23 protein-coding genes and 1 tRNA gene are annotated in these 21,934 nt (G+C 57.7%); 15 read left to right on the forward strand and 9 right to left on the reverse strand.

Features of this window, described 5'->3' with window-relative positions; translation table 11 throughout:
• The first annotated feature begins 15 nt into the window (after window positions 1–15).
• From B7H23_RS16000 to B7H23_RS04740, 14 genes are all read left to right on the forward strand, one after another.
• Window positions 16–192 carry a hypothetical protein gene (locus tag B7H23_RS16000; RefSeq protein WP_158215769.1) on the forward strand — a complete coding sequence of 59 codons (177 nt, stop codon included), beginning with the start codon at window positions 16–18 and terminating at the stop codon, window positions 190–192.
• Window positions 189–1,337 carry a pyridoxal phosphate-dependent decarboxylase family protein gene (locus tag B7H23_RS04675; RefSeq protein ID WP_094076174.1) on the forward strand — a complete coding sequence of 383 codons (1,149 nt, stop codon included), beginning with the start codon at window positions 189–191 and terminating at the stop codon, window positions 1,335–1,337. The genes B7H23_RS16000 and B7H23_RS04675 overlap by 4 nt, the downstream gene beginning before the upstream one ends.
• Before the next feature lie 454 nt (window positions 1,338–1,791).
• Window positions 1,792–2,505, forward strand: coding sequence for an integrase arm-type DNA-binding domain-containing protein (locus tag B7H23_RS15850; protein ID WP_143534724.1), 714 nt, complete (start codon window positions 1,792–1,794; stop codon window positions 2,503–2,505).
• Window positions 2,468–3,136 carry a site-specific integrase gene (locus tag B7H23_RS04685; protein WP_173861862.1) on the forward strand — a complete coding sequence of 223 codons (669 nt, stop codon included), beginning with the start codon at window positions 2,468–2,470 and terminating at the stop codon, window positions 3,134–3,136. The genes B7H23_RS15850 and B7H23_RS04685 overlap by 38 nt, the downstream gene beginning before the upstream one ends.
• Complete coding sequence (locus B7H23_RS04690) at window positions 3,129–3,374, forward strand: hypothetical protein (RefSeq protein WP_094076176.1); 246 nt, start codon at window positions 3,129–3,131, stop codon at window positions 3,372–3,374. Before B7H23_RS04685 ends, B7H23_RS04690 begins: the two co-directional genes overlap by 8 nt.
• An 84-nt stretch (window positions 3,375–3,458) precedes the next feature.
• Complete coding sequence (locus B7H23_RS04695) at window positions 3,459–3,704, forward strand: hypothetical protein (RefSeq protein ID WP_094076177.1); 246 nt, start codon at window positions 3,459–3,461, stop codon at window positions 3,702–3,704.
• Window positions 3,701–4,582: a bifunctional DNA primase/polymerase gene (locus B7H23_RS04700; RefSeq protein WP_094076178.1), complete on the forward strand. Its 882-nt coding sequence runs from the start codon at window positions 3,701–3,703 to the stop codon at window positions 4,580–4,582. Before B7H23_RS04695 ends, B7H23_RS04700 begins: the two co-directional genes overlap by 4 nt.
• A complete protein-coding gene (locus B7H23_RS04705; RefSeq protein WP_094076179.1) occupies window positions 4,572–6,089 on the forward strand; it encodes a YfjI family protein in 1,518 nt (505 codons plus the stop codon). The genes B7H23_RS04700 and B7H23_RS04705 overlap by 11 nt, the downstream gene beginning before the upstream one ends.
• A complete protein-coding gene (locus B7H23_RS15855) occupies window positions 6,086–6,550 on the forward strand; it encodes a hypothetical protein (protein WP_143534725.1) in 465 nt (154 codons plus the stop codon). The genes B7H23_RS04705 and B7H23_RS15855 overlap by 4 nt, the downstream gene beginning before the upstream one ends.
• 386 nt (window positions 6,551–6,936) lie before the next feature.
• Complete coding sequence (locus B7H23_RS04715) at window positions 6,937–7,284, forward strand: helix-turn-helix domain-containing protein (protein ID WP_094076181.1); 348 nt, start codon at window positions 6,937–6,939, stop codon at window positions 7,282–7,284.
• The gene (locus B7H23_RS04720; RefSeq protein WP_094076182.1) at window positions 7,284–9,575 is read left to right on the forward strand and encodes a type I restriction-modification system subunit M; all 2,292 of its coding nucleotides are present in this window, start codon (window positions 7,284–7,286) and stop codon (window positions 9,573–9,575) included. The genes B7H23_RS04715 and B7H23_RS04720 overlap by 1 nt, the downstream gene beginning before the upstream one ends.
• A gap of 107 nt (window positions 9,576–9,682) precedes the next feature.
• Complete coding sequence (locus B7H23_RS04725; protein ID WP_094076183.1) at window positions 9,683–10,993, forward strand: restriction endonuclease subunit S; 1,311 nt, start codon at window positions 9,683–9,685, stop codon at window positions 10,991–10,993.
• Entirely contained in the window at window positions 10,990–12,480 is a 1,491-nt protein-coding gene (locus B7H23_RS04735) for a ParB N-terminal domain-containing protein (RefSeq protein WP_143534726.1), read from the forward strand. The genes B7H23_RS04725 and B7H23_RS04735 overlap by 4 nt, the downstream gene beginning before the upstream one ends.
• A 10-nt stretch (window positions 12,481–12,490) precedes the next feature.
• On the forward strand, window positions 12,491–14,380 hold the full coding sequence (locus B7H23_RS04740; RefSeq protein WP_094076186.1) for a DUF262 domain-containing protein: 1,890 nt from the start codon (window positions 12,491–12,493) through the stop codon (window positions 14,378–14,380).
• Window positions 14,381–14,467: 87 nt separating this feature from the next.
• Here B7H23_RS04740 and B7H23_RS04745 read toward each other — a convergent pair.
• The 8 genes from B7H23_RS04745 to hisB all read right to left on the reverse strand — a co-directional run bounded on the left by B7H23_RS04745 (window position 14,468) and on the right by hisB (window position 19,556).
• A tRNA-Arg gene (locus B7H23_RS04745) sits at window positions 14,468–14,544 on the reverse strand.
• Between the two features lie 342 nt (window positions 14,545–14,886).
• Entirely contained in the window at window positions 14,887–15,885 is a 999-nt protein-coding gene (gene coaA / locus B7H23_RS04750; RefSeq protein ID WP_094076187.1) for a type I pantothenate kinase, read from the reverse strand.
• Window positions 15,886–15,909: 24 nt separating this feature from the next.
• A complete protein-coding gene (locus B7H23_RS04755) occupies window positions 15,910–16,236 on the reverse strand; it encodes a phosphoribosyl-ATP diphosphatase (RefSeq protein WP_094076188.1) in 327 nt (108 codons plus the stop codon).
• Window positions 16,233–17,033 (reverse strand): imidazole glycerol phosphate synthase subunit HisF, encoded by an 801-nt coding sequence (hisF, locus tag B7H23_RS04760; protein WP_094076189.1) that lies wholly within the window; start codon window positions 17,031–17,033, stop codon window positions 16,233–16,235. The genes B7H23_RS04755 and hisF overlap by 4 nt, the downstream gene beginning before the upstream one ends.
• A gap of 97 nt (window positions 17,034–17,130) precedes the next feature.
• Window positions 17,131–17,880 (reverse strand): 1-(5-phosphoribosyl)-5-[(5-phosphoribosylamino)methylideneamino]imidazole-4-carboxamide isomerase, encoded by a 750-nt coding sequence (hisA, locus tag B7H23_RS04765; protein ID WP_094076190.1) that lies wholly within the window; start codon window positions 17,878–17,880, stop codon window positions 17,131–17,133.
• The gene (gene hisH / locus B7H23_RS04770) at window positions 17,880–18,533 is read right to left on the reverse strand and encodes an imidazole glycerol phosphate synthase subunit HisH (RefSeq protein ID WP_094076191.1); all 654 of its coding nucleotides are present in this window, start codon (window positions 18,531–18,533) and stop codon (window positions 17,880–17,882) included. The genes hisA and hisH overlap by 1 nt, the downstream gene beginning before the upstream one ends.
• Window positions 18,533–18,949 (reverse strand): DUF2628 domain-containing protein, encoded by a 417-nt coding sequence (locus tag B7H23_RS04775; RefSeq protein WP_158215770.1) that lies wholly within the window; start codon window positions 18,947–18,949, stop codon window positions 18,533–18,535. The genes hisH and B7H23_RS04775 overlap by 1 nt, the downstream gene beginning before the upstream one ends.
• Window positions 18,950–18,959: 10 nt before the next feature.
• On the reverse strand, window positions 18,960–19,556 hold the full coding sequence (hisB, locus tag B7H23_RS04780) for an imidazoleglycerol-phosphate dehydratase HisB (protein ID WP_094076193.1): 597 nt from the start codon (window positions 19,554–19,556) through the stop codon (window positions 18,960–18,962).
• A 160-nt stretch (window positions 19,557–19,716) separates the two neighbouring features.
• On the opposite strand from hisB, the gene hslV reads away from it, so the two are divergent.
• Entirely contained in the window at window positions 19,717–20,274 is a 558-nt protein-coding gene (gene hslV, locus B7H23_RS04785) for an ATP-dependent protease subunit HslV (RefSeq protein WP_094076194.1), read from the forward strand.
• Between the two features lie 11 nt (window positions 20,275–20,285).
• Here the strand turns inward: hslV and B7H23_RS04790 are convergent, their stop codons facing one another.
• Window positions 20,286–21,902 carry a GMC family oxidoreductase gene (locus tag B7H23_RS04790; protein WP_094076195.1) on the reverse strand — a complete coding sequence of 539 codons (1,617 nt, stop codon included), beginning with the start codon at window positions 21,900–21,902 and terminating at the stop codon, window positions 20,286–20,288.
• Window positions 21,903–21,934: the final 32 nt, after the last annotated feature.

A 21,934-nucleotide genomic window follows, 5' to 3' on the forward strand; every position in this document is an offset into this window, starting at 1 on the left:
GATCGAGCAAACCTTATGGCCGAGGAAGACGACCCGAGCACGGAGCAAATGCTCCGCCAACAAATCGAAGAACTTCAAGCCGCACTGTTGGCGCGAGACAGTCATATCCGAACCCTAGAAGCGGAGATTGCAACCTTAGAGCAGCAGCAGTGGCTGCGCGAAGGCTGCGCAGGAGCGGGCGACTTCGAATGAACCGAGATGGCACATCGGCTGGGTGGCTTCCCGACAACCTGCCCGATATAGGGCTCGGAGAGACGCGTGCCTATTCACAGGTTGCAGAGGTGATCGAGGCCCGGTCAACCCGCCTTGGCGCCCCTGATACCTTGGCGCACATGGATCCACCTACGCCCGACGTTGCAGCTCGGCTCGTGGGCCTGAACGCAAAATATAATCAGAACTTGCTCCACCCCGATCTGTCGCCCTTTGCGAGCGAAGCCGAAGCTCGGGTGATTGCCTGGCTTGCCCCGGCGTTCGGGATGGCAACAGGCCATATCTGCGCCGGATCAACCGTAGCCAATCTGACAGCGCTCTGGGCGGCGCGCGAACACGGCGCGAGGAAAATCATCGCTTCGGCGGATGCACATCTGTCGGTACCAAAGGCGGCCCATATCCTAGGCTTGCCGTTTGAAGCTGTGCCGGTCGACGCGGTCGGGCGAATGGATCAGGCGTGCTTTCCAGATACCAACGATGCAGCGCTTGTTCTAACCGTGGGCACCACCGGACGCGGTGCTATCGATCCGTTGTCGACCGCAGCCAGCGCCAGACAGGGCGGTGCGCGTTGGATTCATGTGGACGCCGCCTGGGCTGGACCACTCCGGTTGACCATGTATGCCGACCGACTGGCCGGGGTCGAGCAAGCCGACAGCGTCGCCGTATCCGCTCACAAGTGGCTGTTCCAACCCAAGGACTCCGCCCTCGTCCTTTTTCGGCGCGCGGCCATGCAGGACGCCGTTTCCTTTGGGGGCGCTTATCTCGCCGTCCCGGACATCGGGGTACAAGGTTCTCGCGGCGCGGCAGGCGTGGCGCTCTTAGGGACACTCCTCGCCTGGGGACGGGAAGGTTTGGCAGAGCGAATTGAACACTGCATCGCTACGGTCGACGTTTTGGCTGAACGACTTGAGAATGACACTCGAACGAATTTGCTGAATCGTCCAGAAACAGCCGTGATCAACTGGCAGCCAAGCGATGCTGCCCGAACCGAAGCCATCATTGCGAAACTGGGTCACACCGCATCGCGTACAATCATCAACGGCTTGCCGTGGGTACGGCAGGTCGCCGCGAACTATTGTGCCGATGTTGATTTGATATGGAGGCGCATAGATCAAGCGCTTGACTGACACCCTGCAGCGCGGCGGAATGCTCCGTACGGAGCCATATGTGACAATGACCAATTCCGAGCCGCTGAAGCACCTGAGATTCAAACCCTCAAGCACCGTATCAGTGAACAGGTCAACGTACGTTTAAGTGCGTCCGAATGAGCGGCTCGCTTCCGGAAAATGGCCACGTAAGCACCGCGTAAGCACTATTTCCGAGTGAGTGGAAATTTCTAAGGTGCTGATTTTATAAAGAAAAATGGCGCGCCCGAGAGGATTCGAACCTCTGGCCTCCGCCTTCGGAGGGCGCGGGGATGGGCTTTTCTGAGCTTTCTCGGCTTTTCTCAGTCTTGCCTTTGGTATTGAAAAATAAGCGATTTTGTCTTATCTAACTTTCTACGCTCTACTTCGGCTTACCCCGGATTGGCGCTTTGGTGTTAGCCCGGTGTTAGCCGGGTGTTAGCCTGAGAGGGTAGGAATGGATAATCGCAAGCTTACGAAGACCGTCGTCGATGCGCTTGAACTGCAAACCGACCCGGCCAAGGATTACATTGCTTGGTGCGGCGAACTTCGCGGCTTCGGGTGCCGCGTTCGCAGTTCGGGCGCGAAGAGCTTCATCGTCATGTACCGGGTCAAGGGAACCGGGCGCAGCGGCAAGCCGCGCATGGTGACAATCTGCAAGGTCGGGGAACTGACCCCTGATCAAGCGAGGGCCAAAGCGAAGGAAACACTGGCCAAGGCTGCGCTGGGTGAAGACGAAGCCGCTGAAAAGGCGCGGAAGCGGGCCGAACTGACCATAGCCCTACTTTGCGAAGAATACCTAGAAGAAGGCTGCGACGGCAAGAAAGCATCGACCATCGCAACCGACCGGGGGCGCATTGCGCGTCATATCAAACCCTTGTTGGGGAAGAAGCGCATCGGCGAAGTGAAACGCGGCGACGTAGAGCGCTTCATGCGAGACGTAGCAAACGGCAAGACGGCTGTCGAAGAAGGCGGACGCGCCGTTGTGACCGGTGGCAAAGGGACCGCCGCACGAACAGTTCGTTTGCTTGGCGGCATCTTCAGCTATGTCGTGGCGCCGGGGCTACATAGAAACCAATCCCCGCTTCGGCGTGAAGGTCTATGCCGACGGCAAGGGCGAACGATTTCTGACCATGGACGAAATGCAACGATTGGGCGACGCGCTGCGTGAAGCGGAAACGGTCGGCCTGCCTTGGAACTTCAACGAGGGCAAAAAGGCGAAGCATCGTCCCGTGAAGGACGAAAACCGACGCGAAGTCATATCGCCCTTCGCCGTCGCAGCTATTCGGCTATTGATGCTGACAGGTTGCCGCGCGGGAGAAATCCTTGCCCTTCGGTGGTCAGAAGTCGATTTCGAACGTGGCGTTCTCAACCTGCCTGATTCCAAGACCGGTGCAAAGAAGGTGCTGCTTGGCGCACCGGCGCTTGAGGTTCTTTCCGACTTGCCACGCATGGGCGACTATGTGATTGCCGGTGCGCTGCCCAACAAGCCGCGTTCAGACCTGAAGCGCCCGTGGGAACGGATCACGCGCCACGCAGGGCTTAAGGACGTGCGCTTGCATGACCTTCGGCATTCTTTTGCGTCTGTCGGGGCCGGTGCGGGCATGGGCCTTGCCACCGTCGGGAAGTTGCTAGGCCACGCATCCCCCGCGATGACCGCACGATATGCCCATTTGGCCGACGACCCGTTGCGCCGCGCATCCGAAAGCATTTCCGGTACGATTGCGGCGGCGATGAACGGGGCAGCCACGAAGGAAACGAACGTAGCGGCGTTTCGAAAGGGTGCGAAGGGCAATGACTAGCGAAAAGCACGGCTTCGAAATTGATGACGGACTTGCGGTCACGAAGAAGAAGCGACGCTTGAAGTATGATTGGGACACGCAAGTTATCGAAGACGTGAAACGTCTTTTGCGAGATGATCCGTCGCAGTCCCGTCATGCTGCCCTGACAGAAGTCTTGAACCGAACGCTGAACGAAGATGAACGCGTAGACTTCGTATCCCATCATCGGCGAATTTCGGACCGGATGAAACTTTTCTGACGTAGTATAAGCCGTATTTTGATCTTCCTATCAATGGCTTGGCTCTGATTCTATTTCTCTTGGGGTGATCTGAAAGGATACCCCATGACTGAGCAAACCTATCTGCGCCGCGACAAGGCAGCGGCTTATCTCCAAGAGCGCTACGGCGCATATACAATCGACACCCTTGCCAAACTGGCCTGCGTGGGCGGCGGGCCGAAGTTTCGCAAGCTGGGGCCGTTCCCGGTCTACCTGCCTCGCGATCTAGATGACTGGGCACAGTCTCGCATGTCGCGAACGGTTTCAAGCACCTCGGAGCTTGGAGCGGGAAGCAAAGGGGCGAACAAATGAACCCTTTGCCGCCCAACCTCTTGTTAGCGTTGACCTACGCCGAAAACGGCGTGGCTGTATCTCCGTGCCGCGAACGTGATGACCAATTCGGCAAGTGCAAGTCGCCCTACATTTCCGGCGGCATGAACAGCGCTAGTAGCCATATCCAACAGGTGTACGCGTGGTGGGAGAACACGCCGGGCGCAATTATCGGCCTGCCATGCCGTGCGAACGGAATTGTCGTCATAGACGCCGACCGCCACGGGCAAGAAGACGGCGTTGAAATCCTGTCCGGTTGGTTTCGCGACAACGGGTTCAATCCGGCCCTTGTGCCATGCGTCGCAACACCGAACGAAGGGTTTCACTTCATCTTTCGCCGCCCGGCGTCCCTGACTGACACGAAGGGAAAACTTGCACCCGCCGTCGATATTCGCGACCGCGCCTATGTGATTGCGGCGGGATCGCGTCTGGCCGATGGCCGCGAATACCGACTGTGGAACGCGACTCCTTTGCTCTTGGCGCAAGCTCTTCAGATGCAAGCGTTAGCCGAACCGCCGTCGTGGCTACTTGCCATGATGCAGAAAGCTTCAGTCATCGCGAAGCCCAAAAGCACGCAGTCTGAGTACGGCCTTGTTTCGGCGGAAGTGCTGACTTTGGCGCGGTTGAAAGGCATCACTCAAAAGGTCGCGATGGCCCCGGTTGGTCAGCGCAACAGTACACTTCATTGGGCTGCTTGCCGCCTAGGCGAGATGGTTGCTGATCGGCACATATGCCGCGACGTTGCGTTGGGCCTGATTGTCGCTTGCGGAAGGCAAATCGGTCTTTCGCAGAACGAAGCCACCAAGACGGCGCTAAGCGGGCTTGGCGACATGGCCTTGGGTGGCGTCGATGACTTCTGACCCCGCCCGCTGGACACCACACGACGCGGCTTCCTTCGCGGAACGCACCATAGGCGAAGCCAAGACACCAGAAAAGCGCCCCCTTTTTCGGGAATTGCCCCCGGCTCCGGTCTTTCCAATTGAAGCGTTGGGGCCGCTGAAGGACGCCGCCTTGGCGGCTCACCAAATGACGCAGGCACCCATTGCGATTGCCGCTCAATCGGTGCTGGCAGCGGCGACGTTGGCCATTCAGGCGCAGCGGAATGTTCGTCTACCAGCGGGCGGTTCCAAACCGCTGACAGGGCTGTTCGTATCCGTAGCAGAAAGTGGCGAACGAAAGTCTAGCATTGACCGTATCGCGCTTGATCCCATTCACGCGGTCGAACAGGAATGGCGGCGGCAATCCGACGGTGAACGGCTGGCCTATATCAATGCCAAGGAAGCGTGGGACTTTGCCCGCGAACAGGCCAAACGCAACGCAAAGAACAACCCGGCGGGGCTTCGCAGCGCATTGGACGCAATCGGCCCTGAACCGAAAGCCCCGCCCCACCCAATGCTTCTTGTGTCCGATCCGACACCCGAAGCCCTTACTATGCACCTTGCCGAAGGTCGGCCCTTCGCAGGCGTCTTCACCGCCGAAGGTGGAATGCTCATTGGTGGCGCGGCTTTCAGCGACGAAAGCAAGATGCGTACGGCGGCGCTGTTGAACATTTTGTGGGACGGTGAACCGATCCGCCGCAAGCGCATAACCACGGGTTCGACCTACTTGCCCGGACGGCGATGCAGCGCCCACATCATGCTTCAGCCGGTCGTCGCCGATGAACTATTCGGCAAGAGCCTCTTCGACGGTATCGGATTGACCGCGCGTATGCTCTTGGTCGCGCCTGAAAGCACGGCGGGAATGCGCCTTTTCCGTGCGCCGCCTGTGTCAGCGTCTAACGCCTTGGCCAACTATGGCGACCGATTACGCCACCTACTTCTACGCCCGCCGGTGATGGCGGACGACATGCCCGACGCGCTCAATCCCCCGGCGCTTTCCTTATCCAATGACTCAGCGACGGCTTGGATTGCCTTCCACGACGAATGCGAACGCGCCATGCGGTCAGACGGGGCGCTGAATCGCATCCGGGCATTCGCCGGGAAACTTGCCGAACATGCGGGAAGATTGGCGGCTGTCCTGTCCGTCTACCACGACCCCGACACGATGGAAGTTTCGCTGCCTGCCATGCAATGCGGGATTCAGTTAGCATACCACTATGCCAACGAAATGCTTCGCTTGGCCGATGGCGCGTCCGTTCCCCGCGACCTTCGATCCGCTCAAAAACTGCTTTCATGGTGGCAGTCGTGGGAAAGCCCAATCGTTCATTTGGCGACGATCTATCAGCGCGGCCCGTCTGACCTTCGAAATGCCAAGGCCGCAAGAGCAGCGGCACAGACACTTGAAGATCATGGATGGCTTGAACGCCTGTCCCCCGGAATAGAAGTGGAAGGCAAACCCCGTAAGGAAGCTTGGAGGTTGATACCGTGAACGACGACACGGACCCCGGCGCTAAAGGTGCTAAACCTGCTAACGAATTAGCGCCATTAGCAGAATTAGCGGACCTGTCCGACCAACCCGAACGCGGACCGGATGGCCGTTTTCTAACGGGCAATAACGGCGGTAAGCGGCCCAAAGGCTCACGGAATAAGCTGTCTGAAGTGTTTCTGTCCGCGCTCGCAACCGACTTTCAGGAACACGGCGCAGACGCAATCGAAGCGCTGCGTCTAACCGACCCCAAGGCGTATCTGCAAATCATCGCGGTCGTGACGGCCAAGGTGCCGTTGGCCGAAGTCAACGTGCAGAACAATACACAGGTACACCAAAACAAGGTCATGGTGGTAGTTGACCATGGGTCCGATGAAGAATGGGAAGCGAAGCTGCTACGGCAGCAGCGCGCCTTGATGGAAGAAGCTGCTACGCCGAAGGGTAACGAAGCCTCCGAAACGTAGCGCCCCGCGCCCGTTCCCGTCGCATGATTTCTTCGCGGATACGACGCCAGCGCCCTTGTTCAAACTCTTCCGACCGATACCAAGCAGCGTGTTCCTCAATGCAGGCCCGTTCGAAAGCACGATCCCTGTCCTGCACCCAAAGCCTGTCAGCTTCGGTCAAGATTTCCTGTCGCGGTATCATGCGCGGGCGAACTGACCCTTCCCAGAAGCACCATGCGAACGCGCCCCAGATTGGAGATAGGCAAACAATCCAAATCGCGGTTTCAATCCAAGTTTTCAATCCCATGGCTGCAACACACCAATGTACCTATTGACTACATTATGTTCGTGCAGCACTACGCAACGTACGTAGCAATATTTGTGTCGATAGAGAACAAAATGTTCCCATGGATATATTCGCAAAACGGTTACGGGAACGCGCCAAGCAACTCGGCATTTCAAACGCTGAAGCTGCAAGACGTATTGGCTTGGAAGAGCGTAGATATGCTCACTACGCTTCGGGGCGTCGGGAACCAGACTTGGCAACTCTCAAGTCTATTTCTGAAGTTCTTGGAACAACACCAAACTGGTTGCTTGGCGTCGTCGATGCACACGATCAGGAACCAAAGAAGGCGGAACTTGTAGGCCGCTTTGCAAACGCGGCTACTGGAATGGCCGTGGAAGAACTTGAACTATGCGTCATACAGGCCGAAGCGGTCGTAGCGGCGAAACACTCGAACGGGAATGATGAATAATGGCGTACGAAGAAAATCTGGACCGCTTCAAGCGCGAAAACGAAGCCGCGTTGCAGGGTGGCATCATCGCCTTAGATGAAGATGAGAAGAACGTCATCTATGTCGCCCTGAACAAAAAATACAGGCTAAGCGACCCTGAAGAGTTCGTCCGTGCAAGCGCCTACGTGTCGTTGGTACTCGACTACGGTTACTCCCAAGAACAAATCGATATCGAATTCACCGTCCCGCACCGTGTCCCAAACATTCATTCGGATATCGTTGTCTTCAAGGACAAAGCTAAAAAGACGCCCTACATCGTTGTTGAATGCAAGCGTGAAGAGGCCAGCCAAGGTGAACTGGATCAGGCCGTCGAACAGGGCTTCGGGTATGCCAATTCTCTGAAAGCCGATTTCATGTGGATGACGTCAGGCATCCGCAACGATTACTTCAAGGTATCCGGTTTTGGCGGCGCTGAACGCGTTGAAAACCGGATCGCTGACCTTCCCAAAGAGGGTAAGGAAGAGGCGTCGCGCGCCAAATACACCAAGGGCGGAAAGGACGGCTTTGAACTTGAGATCGTCGAAGAGAACGAACTTACGCGAAAGTTCAAACAAGCCCATGATGCGTTGTGGGCGGGTGGCAAGCGCAACCCGTCCGAAGCGTTCGACGAACTCGACAAACTTATCTTCTGCAAAATTTGGGACGAACGGACCAACCGCAAGCCGGGTGAGCCCTACGACTTTCAAGTCTTCACGGACGACAAAGGCGACGACCTGAAAAGGCGTATTCAGGCGCTCTACCATAAAGGACGTGAAAAAGACCCCGAAGTTTTCAAGGAAGATATTCGGCTGTCAAATTCGGAGCTTCAAACCGTTGTTGGTTATCTTGCAGGCACAGACCTTGGCAAGACCGACTTGGACAGCAAAGGCCGCGCTTTCGAAACCTTCATGACCGGCTTTTTCCGAGGCGAGTTCGGGCAGTATTTTACCCCTCGCAACATCGTCAAGTTCATCGTCGACGCCTTGCCGATCAATCACGATTCTGTCGTGATCGACACATCATGCGGCAGCGGCGGATTCCTGCTACATGCGCTGGACAAGGTACGCCGTGAAGCCGACAAAATGGCGGAAGACGGCTACTTCGAACTGGCATCGGTCCAGCACCACAAGCATTGGCACGACTTCGCCGAAAACAATCTCTTCGGCATTGAGATTTCCGAAGGCATCGCCCGAACGGCAAAGATGAACATGATCATCCATGATGATGGTCATACCAATGTTATTGCTTTCGACGGGCTTGAGTCTATCGACACAATGCGCGACCGGACGAAGAACCAAGGCTTCAAACCCAACAGTTTTGACTACATCATCACCAACCCGCCTTTTGGCGCGAAGGTGAAATTGAACGAAAAGCGTTATCTTGAAGACTATGACCTTGGCTGCAAGGACGTCGATTGGATCGATGCCAAGCTGAAGAACATCACGGTCAAACAGAAGAAGGTTGGCGAAAAAGACTTCATCCGCCGCACCCTCTTGGACAAGGCGCGCGACCAACAGACAACCGAGGTGCTATTTATCGAACAATGCCACCGCTTCCTGAAGCCGGGCGGTTACATGGCGATGGTCATCCCGGATAGCATCCTGACCAATTCCAGCATGCAGTATGTGCGCGACTGGATCGAAGAGCATTGGCGCATTGTCAGCGTCGTTTCACTTCCCCAGTTTGCCTTCGCGGCCAACGGTGCCGGTGTGAAGAGTTCCGTTCTGTTCCTGCGCAAGCACGACGATGCAACCACCATCGCCATTCAGCGCGCCAAAGAAAAGGCGCAAGACGATATCCATGCCCGCAAGGACGGCGGCAAGGCACTGGAAAAGCTGATCAAGGAAAAGGCAGCGAAGCTGAAGAAGGGCGATGCCACCATTCAGCAAATCGACGAAGAGCTTGTGGCCAAACTGGGTGCATTGGACGCCCAAGGCAATCTAACCACGGATGCCAAGCGCAAGCTGAAGGCTGAAGCAGACAAGGCTAAGAAGGCGCATGAGGCCACCGAAGCCTATCAACAATGGAAAGCCGCAACATCGGAAGAATACAATGAGCGTATCGCTACCTTACGCGAAACGCTGAACGACGAATTCTTGGCCGAAGTGAAGGCGAAAGTTAATGACTATGAAATCTTCATGGCGATTGCCGAAGACATTGGCTACGATGCAACCGGACGACCAACCGGCGCGAACGAACTTGATACTGTTTCGCGGGAACTGAGCCGTTTTATCCAACATGTCGAAAGCGGGGTGCCGCGCCCTTTTGCCTAAGCCCCGGCGTCGATGAAGAACGGTTCTTCATAGTCAGTTGGGGCAAACTTGAACGTAGGCATGATGCCCGCTTCTACCTTCCGCACTTTGTGCGGTTGGAAGAAAAGGTGCGCTTAAAGACCAATAGAAAACTTCGGGATTTTTGCTTGGCGTTGGCGGGCGGGGCGACGCCCAAGGCGGAAGAGAAGGAACTGTACTACTCCGATGACCCTGAAACGGGCATTCCTTTCATCCGTGTACAGAACCTGAATACTAATGGTGATCTTGATGCAAACGACGTCAAATTGATCAACGAGGCAACGCATAGCGGAATGCTTGCGCGTAGCCATGTTCAAGAAAATGACCTTTTGGTGAAGATCACGGGCGTTGGCCGTATGGCCGTTTCGTCGGTGCCGCCCGTAGGTTTTGTGGGCAACATCAATCAGCATATTGCACGCGCAAAAACCCGAAGCAGGCTGGAAAGCCGGGCGCTTGCTGCGTTCCTTAACACCGACATTGGTGAAGCGTTGGCCACACGCCGAGCAACAGGGGGAACACGACCGGCACTCGACTATCCCGCCCTTCGATCCATCCCGATCATATACAACGAAGCAATATTGTCAGTCATGGACAACGGGAACACTCGTCGTAAAGTGGCCTTGGACAAGGCCGACGCGCTACTTGCGTCAATCGACGATTACCTGCTTTCCGAACTTGGCATCGTGCTTCCGCCTGAACAGGAAAACACCATAGCTAACCGCATGTTCCGGGTGTCTATGCATGAAGTTCAGCTACGGCACGACCCTAACTTCTTTGGACGAAAATACGTTCATCTGACAGAAGCAATAACCGCCCACCCTTTCAAACTCTTGCGGGATATCTGCTCATTTTCTTCCGAGGCTTGGGATCAGAGAACCGGTTACGAAGGCACGTTCCCCTATTTGGAAATCTCGGCAATTGACTTGAAGACCGGAGATGTTACTGAAATTTCGGACACATCAATTGAAGAAGCGCCAAGCCGTGCCCGAATGGTTGCGCGACCGCACGACATACTTGTTTCGACAACGCGACCTTCGCGTGGGGCAATAACACTCGTTCCGCAGGAACAATCCCCTTTCATCGCATCAACGGGGTTTGCGGTAATCCGCGATGTCGATACGAGCTTGATTGATCGCGAGTATTTATACCACCTCCTACGTTCAAAGTTGGGGCTGACGCAGATGGAACAGCGCTCAAGTGGTGGTAACTATCCTGCAATAACGCCATCTGAGTTAAAGCGCATCGAAATCCCGCTTCCTGAATTGAATACGCAAACGCGCATTGTCGCGGAAATCCAGAAACGGAAATCGGCGGCCCTTTCGATGCGTCAAGAGGCAAACGCCGAACTGGAAAAAGCCAAGGCAGAGATCGAAGCAATCTTGTTGGGGGATGCCGCATGAGCACGGTTTTCAATGGTGCCTTTGCGACATCAATGGGTAGCTACCTGACTATTCGGGGATACGCTCGTCTGAACGACATAGCCACCTGCTCTTTTGCCAATTCCGAGTACCAGCGTGATCTGAAGAAAGATCATGTTGAAGAAATAGAGAGGTTCTTTCAAATCGGCGAAGACCTTTTCTTTCCAGAAATCGTGCTGTCCGTGCCCTTGGAAACTGAACTGGAGCAAGGTGAAAACTGGGCTGAAAAGATTGATCCGCTTAGGACACTTTTGGAAGGAAAGCGGTTTGCATCAAAAGAAGCCGGTATTGATATAAGGCCAAGGGCGCAAAAAGGAAGAAATGACCTTCGACGCTATGACATATTTGTCGGTGATGAAAAGAAGCCGTTCAGGCGCATTGATGGAAACCATAGACTTGCTGCGTTCGAAGCTCTCACCGATCTTTCATCAGACTATTTGTCCCCTTTTTGCATCTTGCTTTTCAACCACGATAATGCTCGCCGAAATGAAAAGGCGTTGTTCCACAACATCAATTCTAAAGCATGGCCGCTGACTTCAGAGGAAACGTATAAAGGCATTATTGATTTTAGAAACGACTTCCCAGACGATGTGCTTGAGGAGCGTTTCGGTCTAGAATACCTTCAATGCCGCCAACTCAAAGACCGGCTGGACTTCACCTACCTGTCCAACCTAAAGAACGTTTTCGGCAAGAACAAAGGGCAAGACGAATGCGCCCGGTCTGTGCTCATCCAGTCCTTGCAGGACGTTCGCAAACAAACTGACCCGAAGGCCGCACTTGACCCCGAAGCCGTATTCGAAGCGATCAAACGCATTAATGACACCTACGGCGACAAACGATTGCAGGCGTGCACCGCACAAGGGCTGTTCGCGGCGTGCCTGTTTTTCCAATTGAGTGGCGACCGTTCGCGCGGAACCTATGAGCAGTTCACCAATTGGGTATTGCGAACGCACCAATACGAACTGCAATCGATCCATGCGGCGGACCTGATAAAGATTTTCGGCAAGATTGCCCAATCGCGCAAACGCCAAGTGTTTGTGTCTATGCAGTTCAGCGAAGACACCAAACCGAACTTCGATGCCATTAAAAGCGCGGTCGATGATCTGAACAAGGCTCACGAACTCGACATCGAAATCCGGCCAATCCGTATCGACCAATTCGACACCGGCTATTCCTACGAAATCAACGCCGAAGTGTTACGTTTGATCGAAGATTCCGGCCTTCTGATTGCAGACCTCACGCACGGCAACAAAAACGTCTATCAGGAAATCGGCTACCTTATGGGCCTGAACCAAGGCAAAGGGCTTGCGCACGAGAACTTCCTTCTCATCCACAATGGTTCGATTGGTGATGCCAAGAAGGATATTGGATTCAACATTGCCGGGATCAAGCAATTGCGCCTGAACGACACCAACGCGCTTCGCGAAGCGGTGAAGGATCAGGTCTCGAAATTTTATGGTTTGGGGTGAGGGTTAGGATATGGACGCGAAGGCACATGATCTGAATTTTGTTCTTGGACAACGGCAACAATGGGTCGTGCCTGTCTATCAGCGCCATTATGAGTGGGAAACGGACGCTGACAAACAAATTCCAAAACTGTGGGATGATCTTCGCGACAAGGCCGTTGAACGGTTGGAGGAAGACCGCACTCCATTGCCGCACTATTTCGGTGCGATAATATACGCTGAACCAAGCAAGCAGGCATTTGGAGTGGTACCGCTTCGTTTTCTGGTAGATGGCCAACAACGAATAACGACGTTTCAGATCGTGCTTGCCGCAATTCGTGAGGCGGCTCGCAAACTCGATATCAAGCATCTAATCGAAGTTGCAAACACCTATCTGTTCAACGACGAAAACAAGGGCATGAAGGACGCCGAAAAGGAGCGCTTCAAGCTTTGGCCGTCGGCATATGACCGCGACTTGTTTCAGAAAATCGCCACCGAAGAATATGCGGAAGTAGTAGCGTCATTCACGCCAAGGTATTTTCACGGCACGGGGCGTGTCAAGAAGGGCGGCACGCCCAAGCTTTTGCTCGCCTACCACCATCTACACACCGAAATAGCTAGCTTCGTTGCTGATCGCGTAGAGGTGGGCGACGATGCCGAAGCCGTGCTTGGCGCACTGCTTGAAGGCTTTCTCGCCGGGTTTCAAATTGTAATAATTCAACTGGACGAGAACGACGACGCGCAAGAGATTTTCGCTTCACTGAACGGGCTGGGCAAGCCGCTAGCACCTTTCGACCTTATCCGAAACAGCGTCTTCCACCGTGCGCGCAAGCTTGGGGAAGACGATGAAAAGCTATTCGATGGTCGGTGGAAGTTATTCGAAGAGCCGTTTTGGTCAGACGAAGTACGGCAAGGGCGACTAAAACGGGCGCGGGCAGACCACCTTATCGCACATACAGTTGTCGCTGAGACCGCAAGGGATGCCAATATCGGTAAAATCGCAACAGAATATCAGCATTATGCCCGCGACCGCGCCTTTCCGACAGTTGCGGAAGAATTGGATGTGCTTATCAGCCATGCCAAAAATTATCGGCTTCTTGAAGAGGCCAAGGAAGGCTCTAACGTTGGGCGCATTTCCAATGTTTTAAAGACTTGGGACTTATCGACCTTCCATCCCTTCGTTTTGTGGGTTCTCAGCTACGTTCCCGACGAAAGCGAACTACGAAAAATCCTTGAGCTTCTTGAAAGCTATCTGGTGCGCCGCGAGCTATGCGGACTGACCACGAAGAACTACAACAAGGTCACAACAAGTTTCATCCGTGCCGCAAAATCCACACCGGATGCATTCAACGCTTTCAGCAAGCACATGGCGTCGATGACAGGCGACATATCGAGAATGCCGACGGACGCCCAAGTGAAGGAAGCCGTGCTGCGTCGCAAAGCCTACGCATTGATCCCGACACCCCGACTCCGGTTCATCCTTCAAAACGTGGAATACGATCTTCGTGACAAATTCGACGAAGTGACCGTTTCGACCTCAAACCTGACCATCGAACATTTGATGCCCCGCAAGTGGGCTGAACATTGGCCCCTAAGTGACGGAAGCAATGCGTCCCACGAATCAAGTTTCGAAGCGATGATTGCGGGTGTGCCCATGGATGACGCTATGAAAGCTCTGGTCGAAACCCGCGCTCAAGCAGTGGACACGATAGGAAATCTCACGCTCATAACGGGTTCACTGAACCCAAGTTTGGGCAACGCCGGTTGGGTGAAAAAGCGCGAAAAGCTGTCCGGTTCGCTGCTCGCCCTAAACCGCATGGTCGCGAAGGTCGAAGACTGGACCGAAAAGAGCATCGAAGCGAGAGCCGGGGCAATTGGCGACGTGATTGTCACTCGCTGGGACGCGCCAACAATCGACGAGTGATTGCTTGAATTTTCTTCGCGGTGTTAGCCGGATGTTAGCCCAATCAATTTATGCGCAAGCGCGTTTTTGCTAACTCATTGAAATAATTGGCGCACCCGAGAGGATTCGAACCTCTGGCTTCCGCCTTCGGAGGGCGGCGCTCTATCCAGCTGAGCTACGGGTGCCCAAATTCGGCGAAGCAGGCGCTCAACCGATAGCGCCTTCTAGCCGAAGCATAAGGCGGCATCAATCGGCGCGACAGCATTTTCTGACTACTGGGCCAAACGGCGGGTCTCACGGCCGCGAAGCGACCTTCCCAGCCCGAACTTCCCTCTATACAAGACTCTGCATTGGCGCGGCGGCAGTCAGTCAAAGAGAACGGATGCGTTGCCTGCATCCAACATTCGGTCCGGCCCGAACTTTCCTGCCTTCGAGACGGCATCGGCGCCATGGCGGCCAGCCAGAATCCCCAAGCGCCCCCGTCCCAGCTGCTCGTGAAAGCCGACTTCCCGCACAAGCGGCCGATGTCAGAGCTTTCTCAGCGAGACGCTCTCGACCAGATGGTTGGTGCCCTTGCGCAGGATCAGATCGGCGCGGGGGCGCGTTGGCAGGATATTCTCGATCAGATTGCGGCGATTGATGGTCTCCCACAGCGTTTCCGCCTTGCGGCGCGCCTCGGCGACGCCAAGTGTCGAATAGCGGTGGAAATAGCTCTTCGGATCGGTAAAGGCGGTCAGGCGCAGATCCATGAAACGATCGACATACCAGTTGCGGATCAGCGCTTCGTCGGCATCGATATAGATCGCGAAATCGAAGAAGTCCGACACGAAGGGAACGATGCGTCCTTCCGATGGCAGGTCGCGCGTCTGCAGGACATTGATGCCTTCGAAAATCAGAATGTCAGGCGTTTCGATATCGACCACCCTATCCGGCACCACATCATAGGTCACATGCGAATAGACCGGCGCGGAGACATGGCGTTCGCCCGATTTGATGGCCGACAGGAAACGCAGCACCGCCGCGACATCGTAGCTTTCGGGAAAGCCCTTGCGGTCCATCAGCCCTTCGCGCTCCAGAACGGCATTGGGCAACAGAAACCCGTCCGTGGTGACCAGATCGACCTTCGGGCTCGACGGCCAGCGCGCCAGCAATTCCTTCAGGATGCGCGCGGTGGTGCTTTTGCCGACCGCCACCGAGCCGGCAACGCCGATGATGAACGGGGTCTTCACAGCCTCGGTCGCGTTCAAAAACATGGCGCGCTGGGCAAAGAGCAGCTGCGTCGCCTCGACATGCGCGGACAATAACCGCGACAGGGACAGATAGATGCGGCGCACCTCGTCCATATCGATGGGATCGCCAAGAGAGCGAAGCCGCTCCAGCTCCTCGCGATTCAACGTCAGCGGTGTATCTGCCCGAAACGCCGACCATTGCTGGGCCGTGAAGGTGCGATAGGGCGATACGCCGGTCGCATGGCCATCCGTCGGGCGCAGGTGATAACCGGCCTCCCCGCCGATCTGCAGTGTCATATCCTCAACCCCGCTCCCCGCTCCTCAGTCGGATTGCTTTCGCATCGCCTTCTCGTTCAGCCCCGATTGGCCCGTGCGCCTTTCCAGTTCGGCCATCACTTCCGACAAAGGCACATTGGCAAGGTTGAGAACGACAAGCCAGTGATAAAGAAGGTCGGCACTTTCGGCGACGAGCCCGTCCCGGTCGTCCGATACGGCCGCGATAACCGTTTCGACCGCTTCCTCGCCGAGCTTCTGGGCGGCCTTGCCCTGGCCCCTGGCGATCAGTTTCGCGGTCCAGCTTTCATCGGGCGATGCGGCCGCGCGCTCGGCGATCCGCGCCTCAAGATCGGCCAGGGTGAACCCACTCATGCCGCTGCCTCCGCTTGCAGGCCGTCCATGCGCATGGCAAGGCCCGCCGCGGCCATGTGGCGCTTGGCCTGCGGAATCGAATAGGTGCCGAAATGGAAGATTGAGGCGGCCAGCACGGCGGTTGCGTGACCGTCCCTGATGCCCTCGACCAGATGATTGAGCGTGCCGACGCCGCCCGACGCGATGACCGGCGCCGTCACCGCATCGGCGACGGCGCGGGTCAATTCCACGTCGAAACCGGATTTGGTGCCGTCCCGGTCCATGGAGGTCAGCAGGATCTCGCCGGCGCCCAGATCGACCACCTTGCGGGCGAACTCCACCGCATCGATACCGGTTTCCGTTCGCCCGCCATGGGTGAAGATTTCCCAGCGCGGCGTCTCGTCCGGCTTGGAGACGCGCCGCGCGTCGATGGCGATGACGATGCATTGATTGCCGAATTTGTCGGCGGCTTCGGCCACGAAGTCCGGATTAAGAACGGCGGCGGTGTTGATCGACACCTTGTCGGCACCCGCCAGCAGCAATTTTCGAATATCCGCATTGGTCCGCACGCCGCCGCCGACCGTGAGCGGCATGAAGCAGTGCTCGGCCGTTCGCGCGACCACATCGAAGATCGTGGCGCGGTCTTCATGGCTTGCCGTAATATCCAGAAAGCAGAGTTCATCGGCCCCTGCCGCATCATAGGCGCGCGCGGCCTCCACGGGGTCGCCCGCGTCAATCAGATCGACGAAATTAACGCCCTTGACGACGCGGCCATCCTTGACGTCCAGGCAGGGAATCACTCGGGCTTTCAGGGTCATGGTCGCAATTTCCGATCCCTCATCGTTCAGCAGAAAGCACGGCGCGTATTGGGGATCAAGGCTCGGCGCGTTTTTCGAAATCGGCGGGGCGCGATGATTACGCCTGGCCCGACGCGCTGTTCAGCACTTTGAGCGCTTCGGTCGGATCGAGCCGGCCATCATAAAGCGCGCGCCCGGAAATGGCGCCTTCCAGCCGTTCGGCATCCGGCATCGTCATCCGCACCACATCGGCCAGCGAAGCAAGACCGCCCGAGGCGATCACAGGGATCGACACCGCATTGGCCAGGTCGATGGTCGATTCCCAATTGATGCCGGTCAGCACGCCGTCGCGGTCGATATCGGTGTAGATGATCGCCGCAACGCCCGCGCCCTCGAAGCGCCTGGCCAGTTCGATGACGCCGAGTTCGGAGGCTTCGGCCCAGCCCTCGACCGCCACCTTGCCGCCCTTGGCGTCGATGCCGACCGCGATCTTGCCGGGAAAGGCCCTGCAGGCCTCTTTCACCAGATCCGGATCGCGCACGGCAACGGTGCCGAGAATGACCCGCGCCAGCCCCTTGTTCAGCCAGCTTTCCATATGCGCCAGAGTGCGGATGCCGCCACCGAGCTGCACCGGATTGTTCGTCGCGGAGAGGATAGCCTCGACTGCCGCGCCATTGACGCTTTCGCCTTCGAAGGCGCCGTTCAGATCGACGACATGCAGCCAGTCGAAACCCTGCTCCTCGAAGGCCCTCGCCTGCGCCGCCGGATCGTCATTGTAGACGGTTGCGCTGTCCATTTCGCCGAGCTTCAGCCGGACGCACTGGCCATCCTTCAGATCGATGGCGGGGAAGAGGATTTTGTGGGTCATCAAGGCGTCCAGCGCAGGAAGTTGGCGATTAGGGCCAAGCCGAGGGTCTGGCTCTTTTCCGGGTGAAACTGGGTGCCGGCCCGGTTGCCGTCGGCGACGATGGCGGTGACCGGCCCGCCATAATCGGTTGTGGCGATGAGTTGCTCCGGCCTGTCACAGGCGAGTTGGTAGGAATGGACGTAATAGGCGTGCAGCCCGGCCGGCCCGGCCGCGATGCCCTCCAGCAGAGCGTGAGGCTGTTTCACGTGAATCGTGTTCCAGCCGATCTGCGGGATTTTCAGGTTGTGGTCCAACGGCTCGATGTGCTTCACATCGCCGGCGATCCAGCCGAAGCCGGGCGTCGTCACCTTCTCCAGACCGCGATCGGCCATCAATTGCATGCCGACGCAGATGCCGAGGAATGGCCGGCCCCTTATCACCACCGCCTCGTCCAGCGCTTCGTGCATGCCCGGCACGGCGTCGAGCCCCGCGCGACAATCGGCAAAGGCGCCGACGCCCGGCAGGACGATGCGGTCGGCGGTGCGGACGCGCTCGGCCTGGTCGGTCAGTTCGATCTTGTGATCGTCGAGGCCCGCCTCGCGCGCGGCCCGTTCGAACGCTTTCGTCGCGCTCTTCAGATTGCCGGAGCCGTAATCGATGATCGCCGTGCGCATCAGACCGGCGCTCCGGCCAGCAGGGAATGATCAGCCGGATTCGTTTCCCGGCTTCGTCCGGCGAACCAGCGCGTTTCGGCGTCCTCTATCGTATCGCCCGTCGCCGCGCCGATCTCTCGCCAGCCGCGCTTTTCCAGCCCACTGACGATCAGACCGGTGGACTCCAGGCCGACGATCAGGCCCAGCGCCAACCCGCATATCAGCACGTAGCCTTCCCCGAAACCGAGACGCGGCAGGGCGAGACCCAACGCGAAACCCAGCGTCAGAACGAGGAACGCCGTCAGCCACAGCCGCCGAAACAGCAGCCAGACGACCGGCAGTAGAAAGGCCAGCCAGCGGAAACGCTCGGCAATGAAGCGCGTTTCAACCGGCTCGTCGGCGGAGACCTGCCGCTCCATCACACGGTAAACCCTCATCGCGGTCTCCTCAGCCGGCAAGCGTGCCCTTGGTGGACGGCACGGCATCACCGACCCGCGGATCCGGCTCGAAAGCGGTGCGCAGCACCTGCGCAACGGCCTTGAAGCAGGTCTCGGCGATATGGTGGCTGTTCACCGCATAATGGTTCTTCACATGAAGGGTGATGCCTGCATTGCCGGCGAACGCCTGGAAGAACTCACGCACCAGCTCGGTGTCGAACGTGCCGATCTTCGGCGCGGTGAACGCCACGTTCCAGACGAGGAAGGGCCGGCCGGAGACATCGACCGCCGCCAGCGTCATCGCTTCGTCCATGACGAGATCGAGCGAGGCATAGCGGCGGATGCCGCGTCGTTCGCCGAGCGCCTTGCTGACGGCCTGCCCGAGCGCGATGCCGACATCCTCGACCGTGTGGTGGTCGTCGATATGCAGATCGCCCTTGGCGCGCACTTCGATATCCATCAGCGAATGGCGGGCGAGCTGTTCCAGCATGTGGTCGAAGAAGCCGATACCGGTTTCGACATCGTATCGGCCCGTCCCGTCTATGGCGACGGTGACGGCGATCTCGGTTTCGCTGGTCTTGCGTTCGATGGTTGCCTTGCGCGCCATCACATCGTTCCCCGTTGAAAGTCAGCGCTGATTTATCGCAATCGCCGGCAAAGCGAAACCACCCTGCCCCGGCAAATGCTTGGCAGCCTCGTCGACAATGCCTATCTGCCGAGGCGAATGGAACAAGCTGGGCCATATGCGGCCCATGAAAGGACGAACAATGAGCGAGACCGTCATGCATGGCACGACAATCGTGACGATCCGCAAGGGCGGCAAGGCCGTGATCGCGGGCGACGGCCAGGTGTCGCTTGGCCAGACGGTGATGAAGGGCAATGCCCGCAAGGTTCGCCGGATCGGCAAGGAGGGCAAGGTGATTGCCGGTTTCGCCGGTGCGACCGCCGATGCCTTCACCCTGCTGGAACGGCTGGAGACCAAGCTGGAGCAATATTCCGACCAGCTCACGCGCGCCTGCGTGGAACTGGCCAAGGACTGGCGGACCGACAAATATCTGCGTCAGCTGGAAGCGATGATGCTGGTGGCCGACAAGGACGTCACGCTCGCCATCACCGGCAATGGCGATGTGCTGGAGCCGCAGCACGGCGTGATGGCCATCGGCTCGGGCGGCAATTACGCGCTCGCCGCCGCCCGCGCGCTCTATGATACCGAGACCGATGCCGAGGAGATCGCCAGGAAGGCGATGGCCATCGCCGCCGAGATCTGCGTCTACACCAATGACAGCGTGATCGTGGAGACCATCGAGGACGCAGCCGAAGGCTGACGGCGAAGCGCTTACGCCGCTCGGATCATATCGGCTGCCTTCTCGGCGATCATCATGGTCGGCGCATTGGTGTTGCCGCTGATCAGCGTCGGCATGATCGACGCATCCACCACGCGCAGCCCTTCCAGCCCGCGCACGCGCAATTGCGGGTCGACCACGGCCATCTCATCGGCACCCATTTTGCATGTGCCGACCGGATGATAGATCGTGTCGGACCGGGCGCGGATATGCTGCTCCCAGTCCTCATCGCTCATCGTGTCCGTAACACCGAACAGTTCCTGATGGCGGTATTTCGCCAGCGGTTCGGCCAACATTATGCGGCGGGTGATCTTGGCGCCCTCGATCAGCGTCTCCAGATCGCGCTCGTCGGAGAGATAATTCGGGTCGATGGCGGGATCGACCATCGGATCGGCGGAGTTCAGAAAGACGCGGCCGCGCGAATAGGGCCGCAGCGCACAGACATGGCAAGAGAAACCGTAACCCGGATGAAGCTTGCGACCGTGATCGTCGACAATGCTGATGACGAAATGCAGCTGAATATCCGGGCGATCCATGGACGGATCGGTTTTCAGGAACGCCGCGCCCTCGGCAAAGGGCGTCGTGATCATGCCCGTGCCGTCCTTGCGCCATTGTCGCATATGGCCGAGCAGCGCCCAGCTGCCCTTCAGGCCGATGCCGAAATTGTCGGTGTCCTTCGATTTGAAGGCCTGCGTGAAATCCAGATGGTCCTGCAGGTTCTGACCGACACCCGGCAGTTCATGAACCATATCGATGCCGTGCGGCGTGATATCCTCGGGCCGGCCGATGCCCGAAAGCTGCAAGAGCTGCGGGGAGCCGAATGCGCCACCGGCCACGATCACCTCGCGCCGGGCGCGGACGGTGTGCGTCGTACCTCGTTTACGGTAGTCGACACCCACCGCCCGGCGGCCTTCGAGCAGGATGCGGCTGGCCCGCACGCCCGTCACTACCTCCAGATTGTCGCGTTTTTCCATGACGGGATGCAGATAGGCGGCCGCTGCCGAACAGCGCTCACCCTTGCGCGGGCCTTCATGAAACTGCGTGACCTCGTAGAGGCCAATGCCCTCATTGTCGCCAGTGTTGAAGTCGTCCCGCCGCCGGTATTGCAGGCTCTCGCCGGCCTCGACAAAGGCTTGCGAGATCGGACGCGGGCTGAATTGCGGCGCGACCTGCAGCGGGCCATCCCGGCCATGAAGGTCGCCCTCGCCCGACCCATGGCGATTTTCCGAGCGTTTGAAATAGGGAAGGACCGTATCCCAGTCCCAGCCGTCGCAGCCGAGATCGGCCCAACCGTCGTAATCCTGCCGTTGGCCGCGAATATAAAGCATCGCATTGATGGCGGAGGAACCGCCGAGCGCCCTGCCCCGCGGCTGGTAGCCGCGCCGCCCGTTCAGCCCCTCCTGCGGTACGGTCTTGAACGCCCAGTTCGAAATCTTGCCGTGGCCTGGCAGCATGGCGACGATGCCGGCAGGCGCGCGGGTCAGGATGCCGCGTCCCTCACCGCCCGCTTCCAAAAGGCAAACGGTGACGTTCTTGTCTTCCGACAACCGATTGGCCAGAACGCAACCGGCCGAACCGCCACCTGCAATCACATAGTCATACTCTTTCACGAACTGCTCTCCCCCAAGGTCCCGAGGGCGAG

The sequence above is a fragment of the Notoacmeibacter marinus genome, assembly GCF_002238045.1.
GTDB classification, from domain to species: Bacteria; Pseudomonadota; Alphaproteobacteria; order Rhizobiales; family Rhizobiaceae; genus Notoacmeibacter; species Notoacmeibacter marinus.

Excerpts from the sequence above, each read along its gene's own strand:
- B7H23_RS16000 (WP_158215769.1), top strand. The coding sequence starts at position 16 with ATGGCCGAGGAAGACGACCCGAGCACGGAGCAAATGCTCCGCCAACAA.
- B7H23_RS04675 (WP_094076174.1), top strand. The coding sequence starts at position 189 with ATGAACCGAGATGGCACATCGGCTGGGTGGCTTCCCGACAACCTGCCC.
- B7H23_RS15850 (WP_143534724.1), top strand. The coding sequence starts at position 1,792 with ATGGATAATCGCAAGCTTACGAAGACCGTCGTCGATGCGCTTGAACTG.
- B7H23_RS04685 (WP_173861862.1), top strand. The coding sequence starts at position 2,468 with ATGGACGAAATGCAACGATTGGGCGACGCGCTGCGTGAAGCGGAAACG.
- B7H23_RS04690 (WP_094076176.1), top strand. The coding sequence starts at position 3,129 with ATGACTAGCGAAAAGCACGGCTTCGAAATTGATGACGGACTTGCGGTC.
- B7H23_RS04695 (WP_094076177.1), top strand. The coding sequence starts at position 3,459 with ATGACTGAGCAAACCTATCTGCGCCGCGACAAGGCAGCGGCTTATCTC.
- B7H23_RS04700 (WP_094076178.1), top strand. The coding sequence starts at position 3,701 with ATGAACCCTTTGCCGCCCAACCTCTTGTTAGCGTTGACCTACGCCGAA.
- B7H23_RS04705 (WP_094076179.1), top strand. The coding sequence starts at position 4,572 with ATGACTTCTGACCCCGCCCGCTGGACACCACACGACGCGGCTTCCTTC.
- B7H23_RS04715 (WP_094076181.1), top strand. The coding sequence starts at position 6,937 with ATGGATATATTCGCAAAACGGTTACGGGAACGCGCCAAGCAACTCGGC.
- B7H23_RS04720 (WP_094076182.1), top strand. The coding sequence starts at position 7,284 with ATGGCGTACGAAGAAAATCTGGACCGCTTCAAGCGCGAAAACGAAGCC.
- B7H23_RS04735 (WP_143534726.1), top strand. The coding sequence starts at position 10,990 with ATGAGCACGGTTTTCAATGGTGCCTTTGCGACATCAATGGGTAGCTAC.
- B7H23_RS04740 (WP_094076186.1), top strand. The coding sequence starts at position 12,491 with ATGGACGCGAAGGCACATGATCTGAATTTTGTTCTTGGACAACGGCAA.
- coaA (WP_094076187.1), bottom strand. The coding sequence starts at position 15,885 with ATGACACTGCAGATCGGCGGGGAGGCCGGTTATCACCTGCGCCCGACG.
- B7H23_RS04755 (WP_094076188.1), bottom strand. The coding sequence starts at position 16,236 with ATGAGTGGGTTCACCCTGGCCGATCTTGAGGCGCGGATCGCCGAGCGC.
- hisF (WP_094076189.1), bottom strand. The coding sequence starts at position 17,033 with ATGACCCTGAAAGCCCGAGTGATTCCCTGCCTGGACGTCAAGGATGGC.
- hisA (WP_094076190.1), bottom strand. The coding sequence starts at position 17,880 with ATGACCCACAAAATCCTCTTCCCCGCCATCGATCTGAAGGATGGCCAG.
- hisH (WP_094076191.1), bottom strand. The coding sequence starts at position 18,533 with ATGCGCACGGCGATCATCGATTACGGCTCCGGCAATCTGAAGAGCGCG.
- B7H23_RS04775 (WP_158215770.1), bottom strand. The coding sequence starts at position 18,949 with ATGAGGGTTTACCGTGTGATGGAGCGGCAGGTCTCCGCCGACGAGCCG.
- hisB (WP_094076193.1), bottom strand. The coding sequence starts at position 19,556 with ATGGCGCGCAAGGCAACCATCGAACGCAAGACCAGCGAAACCGAGATC.
- hslV (WP_094076194.1), top strand. The coding sequence starts at position 19,717 with ATGAGCGAGACCGTCATGCATGGCACGACAATCGTGACGATCCGCAAG.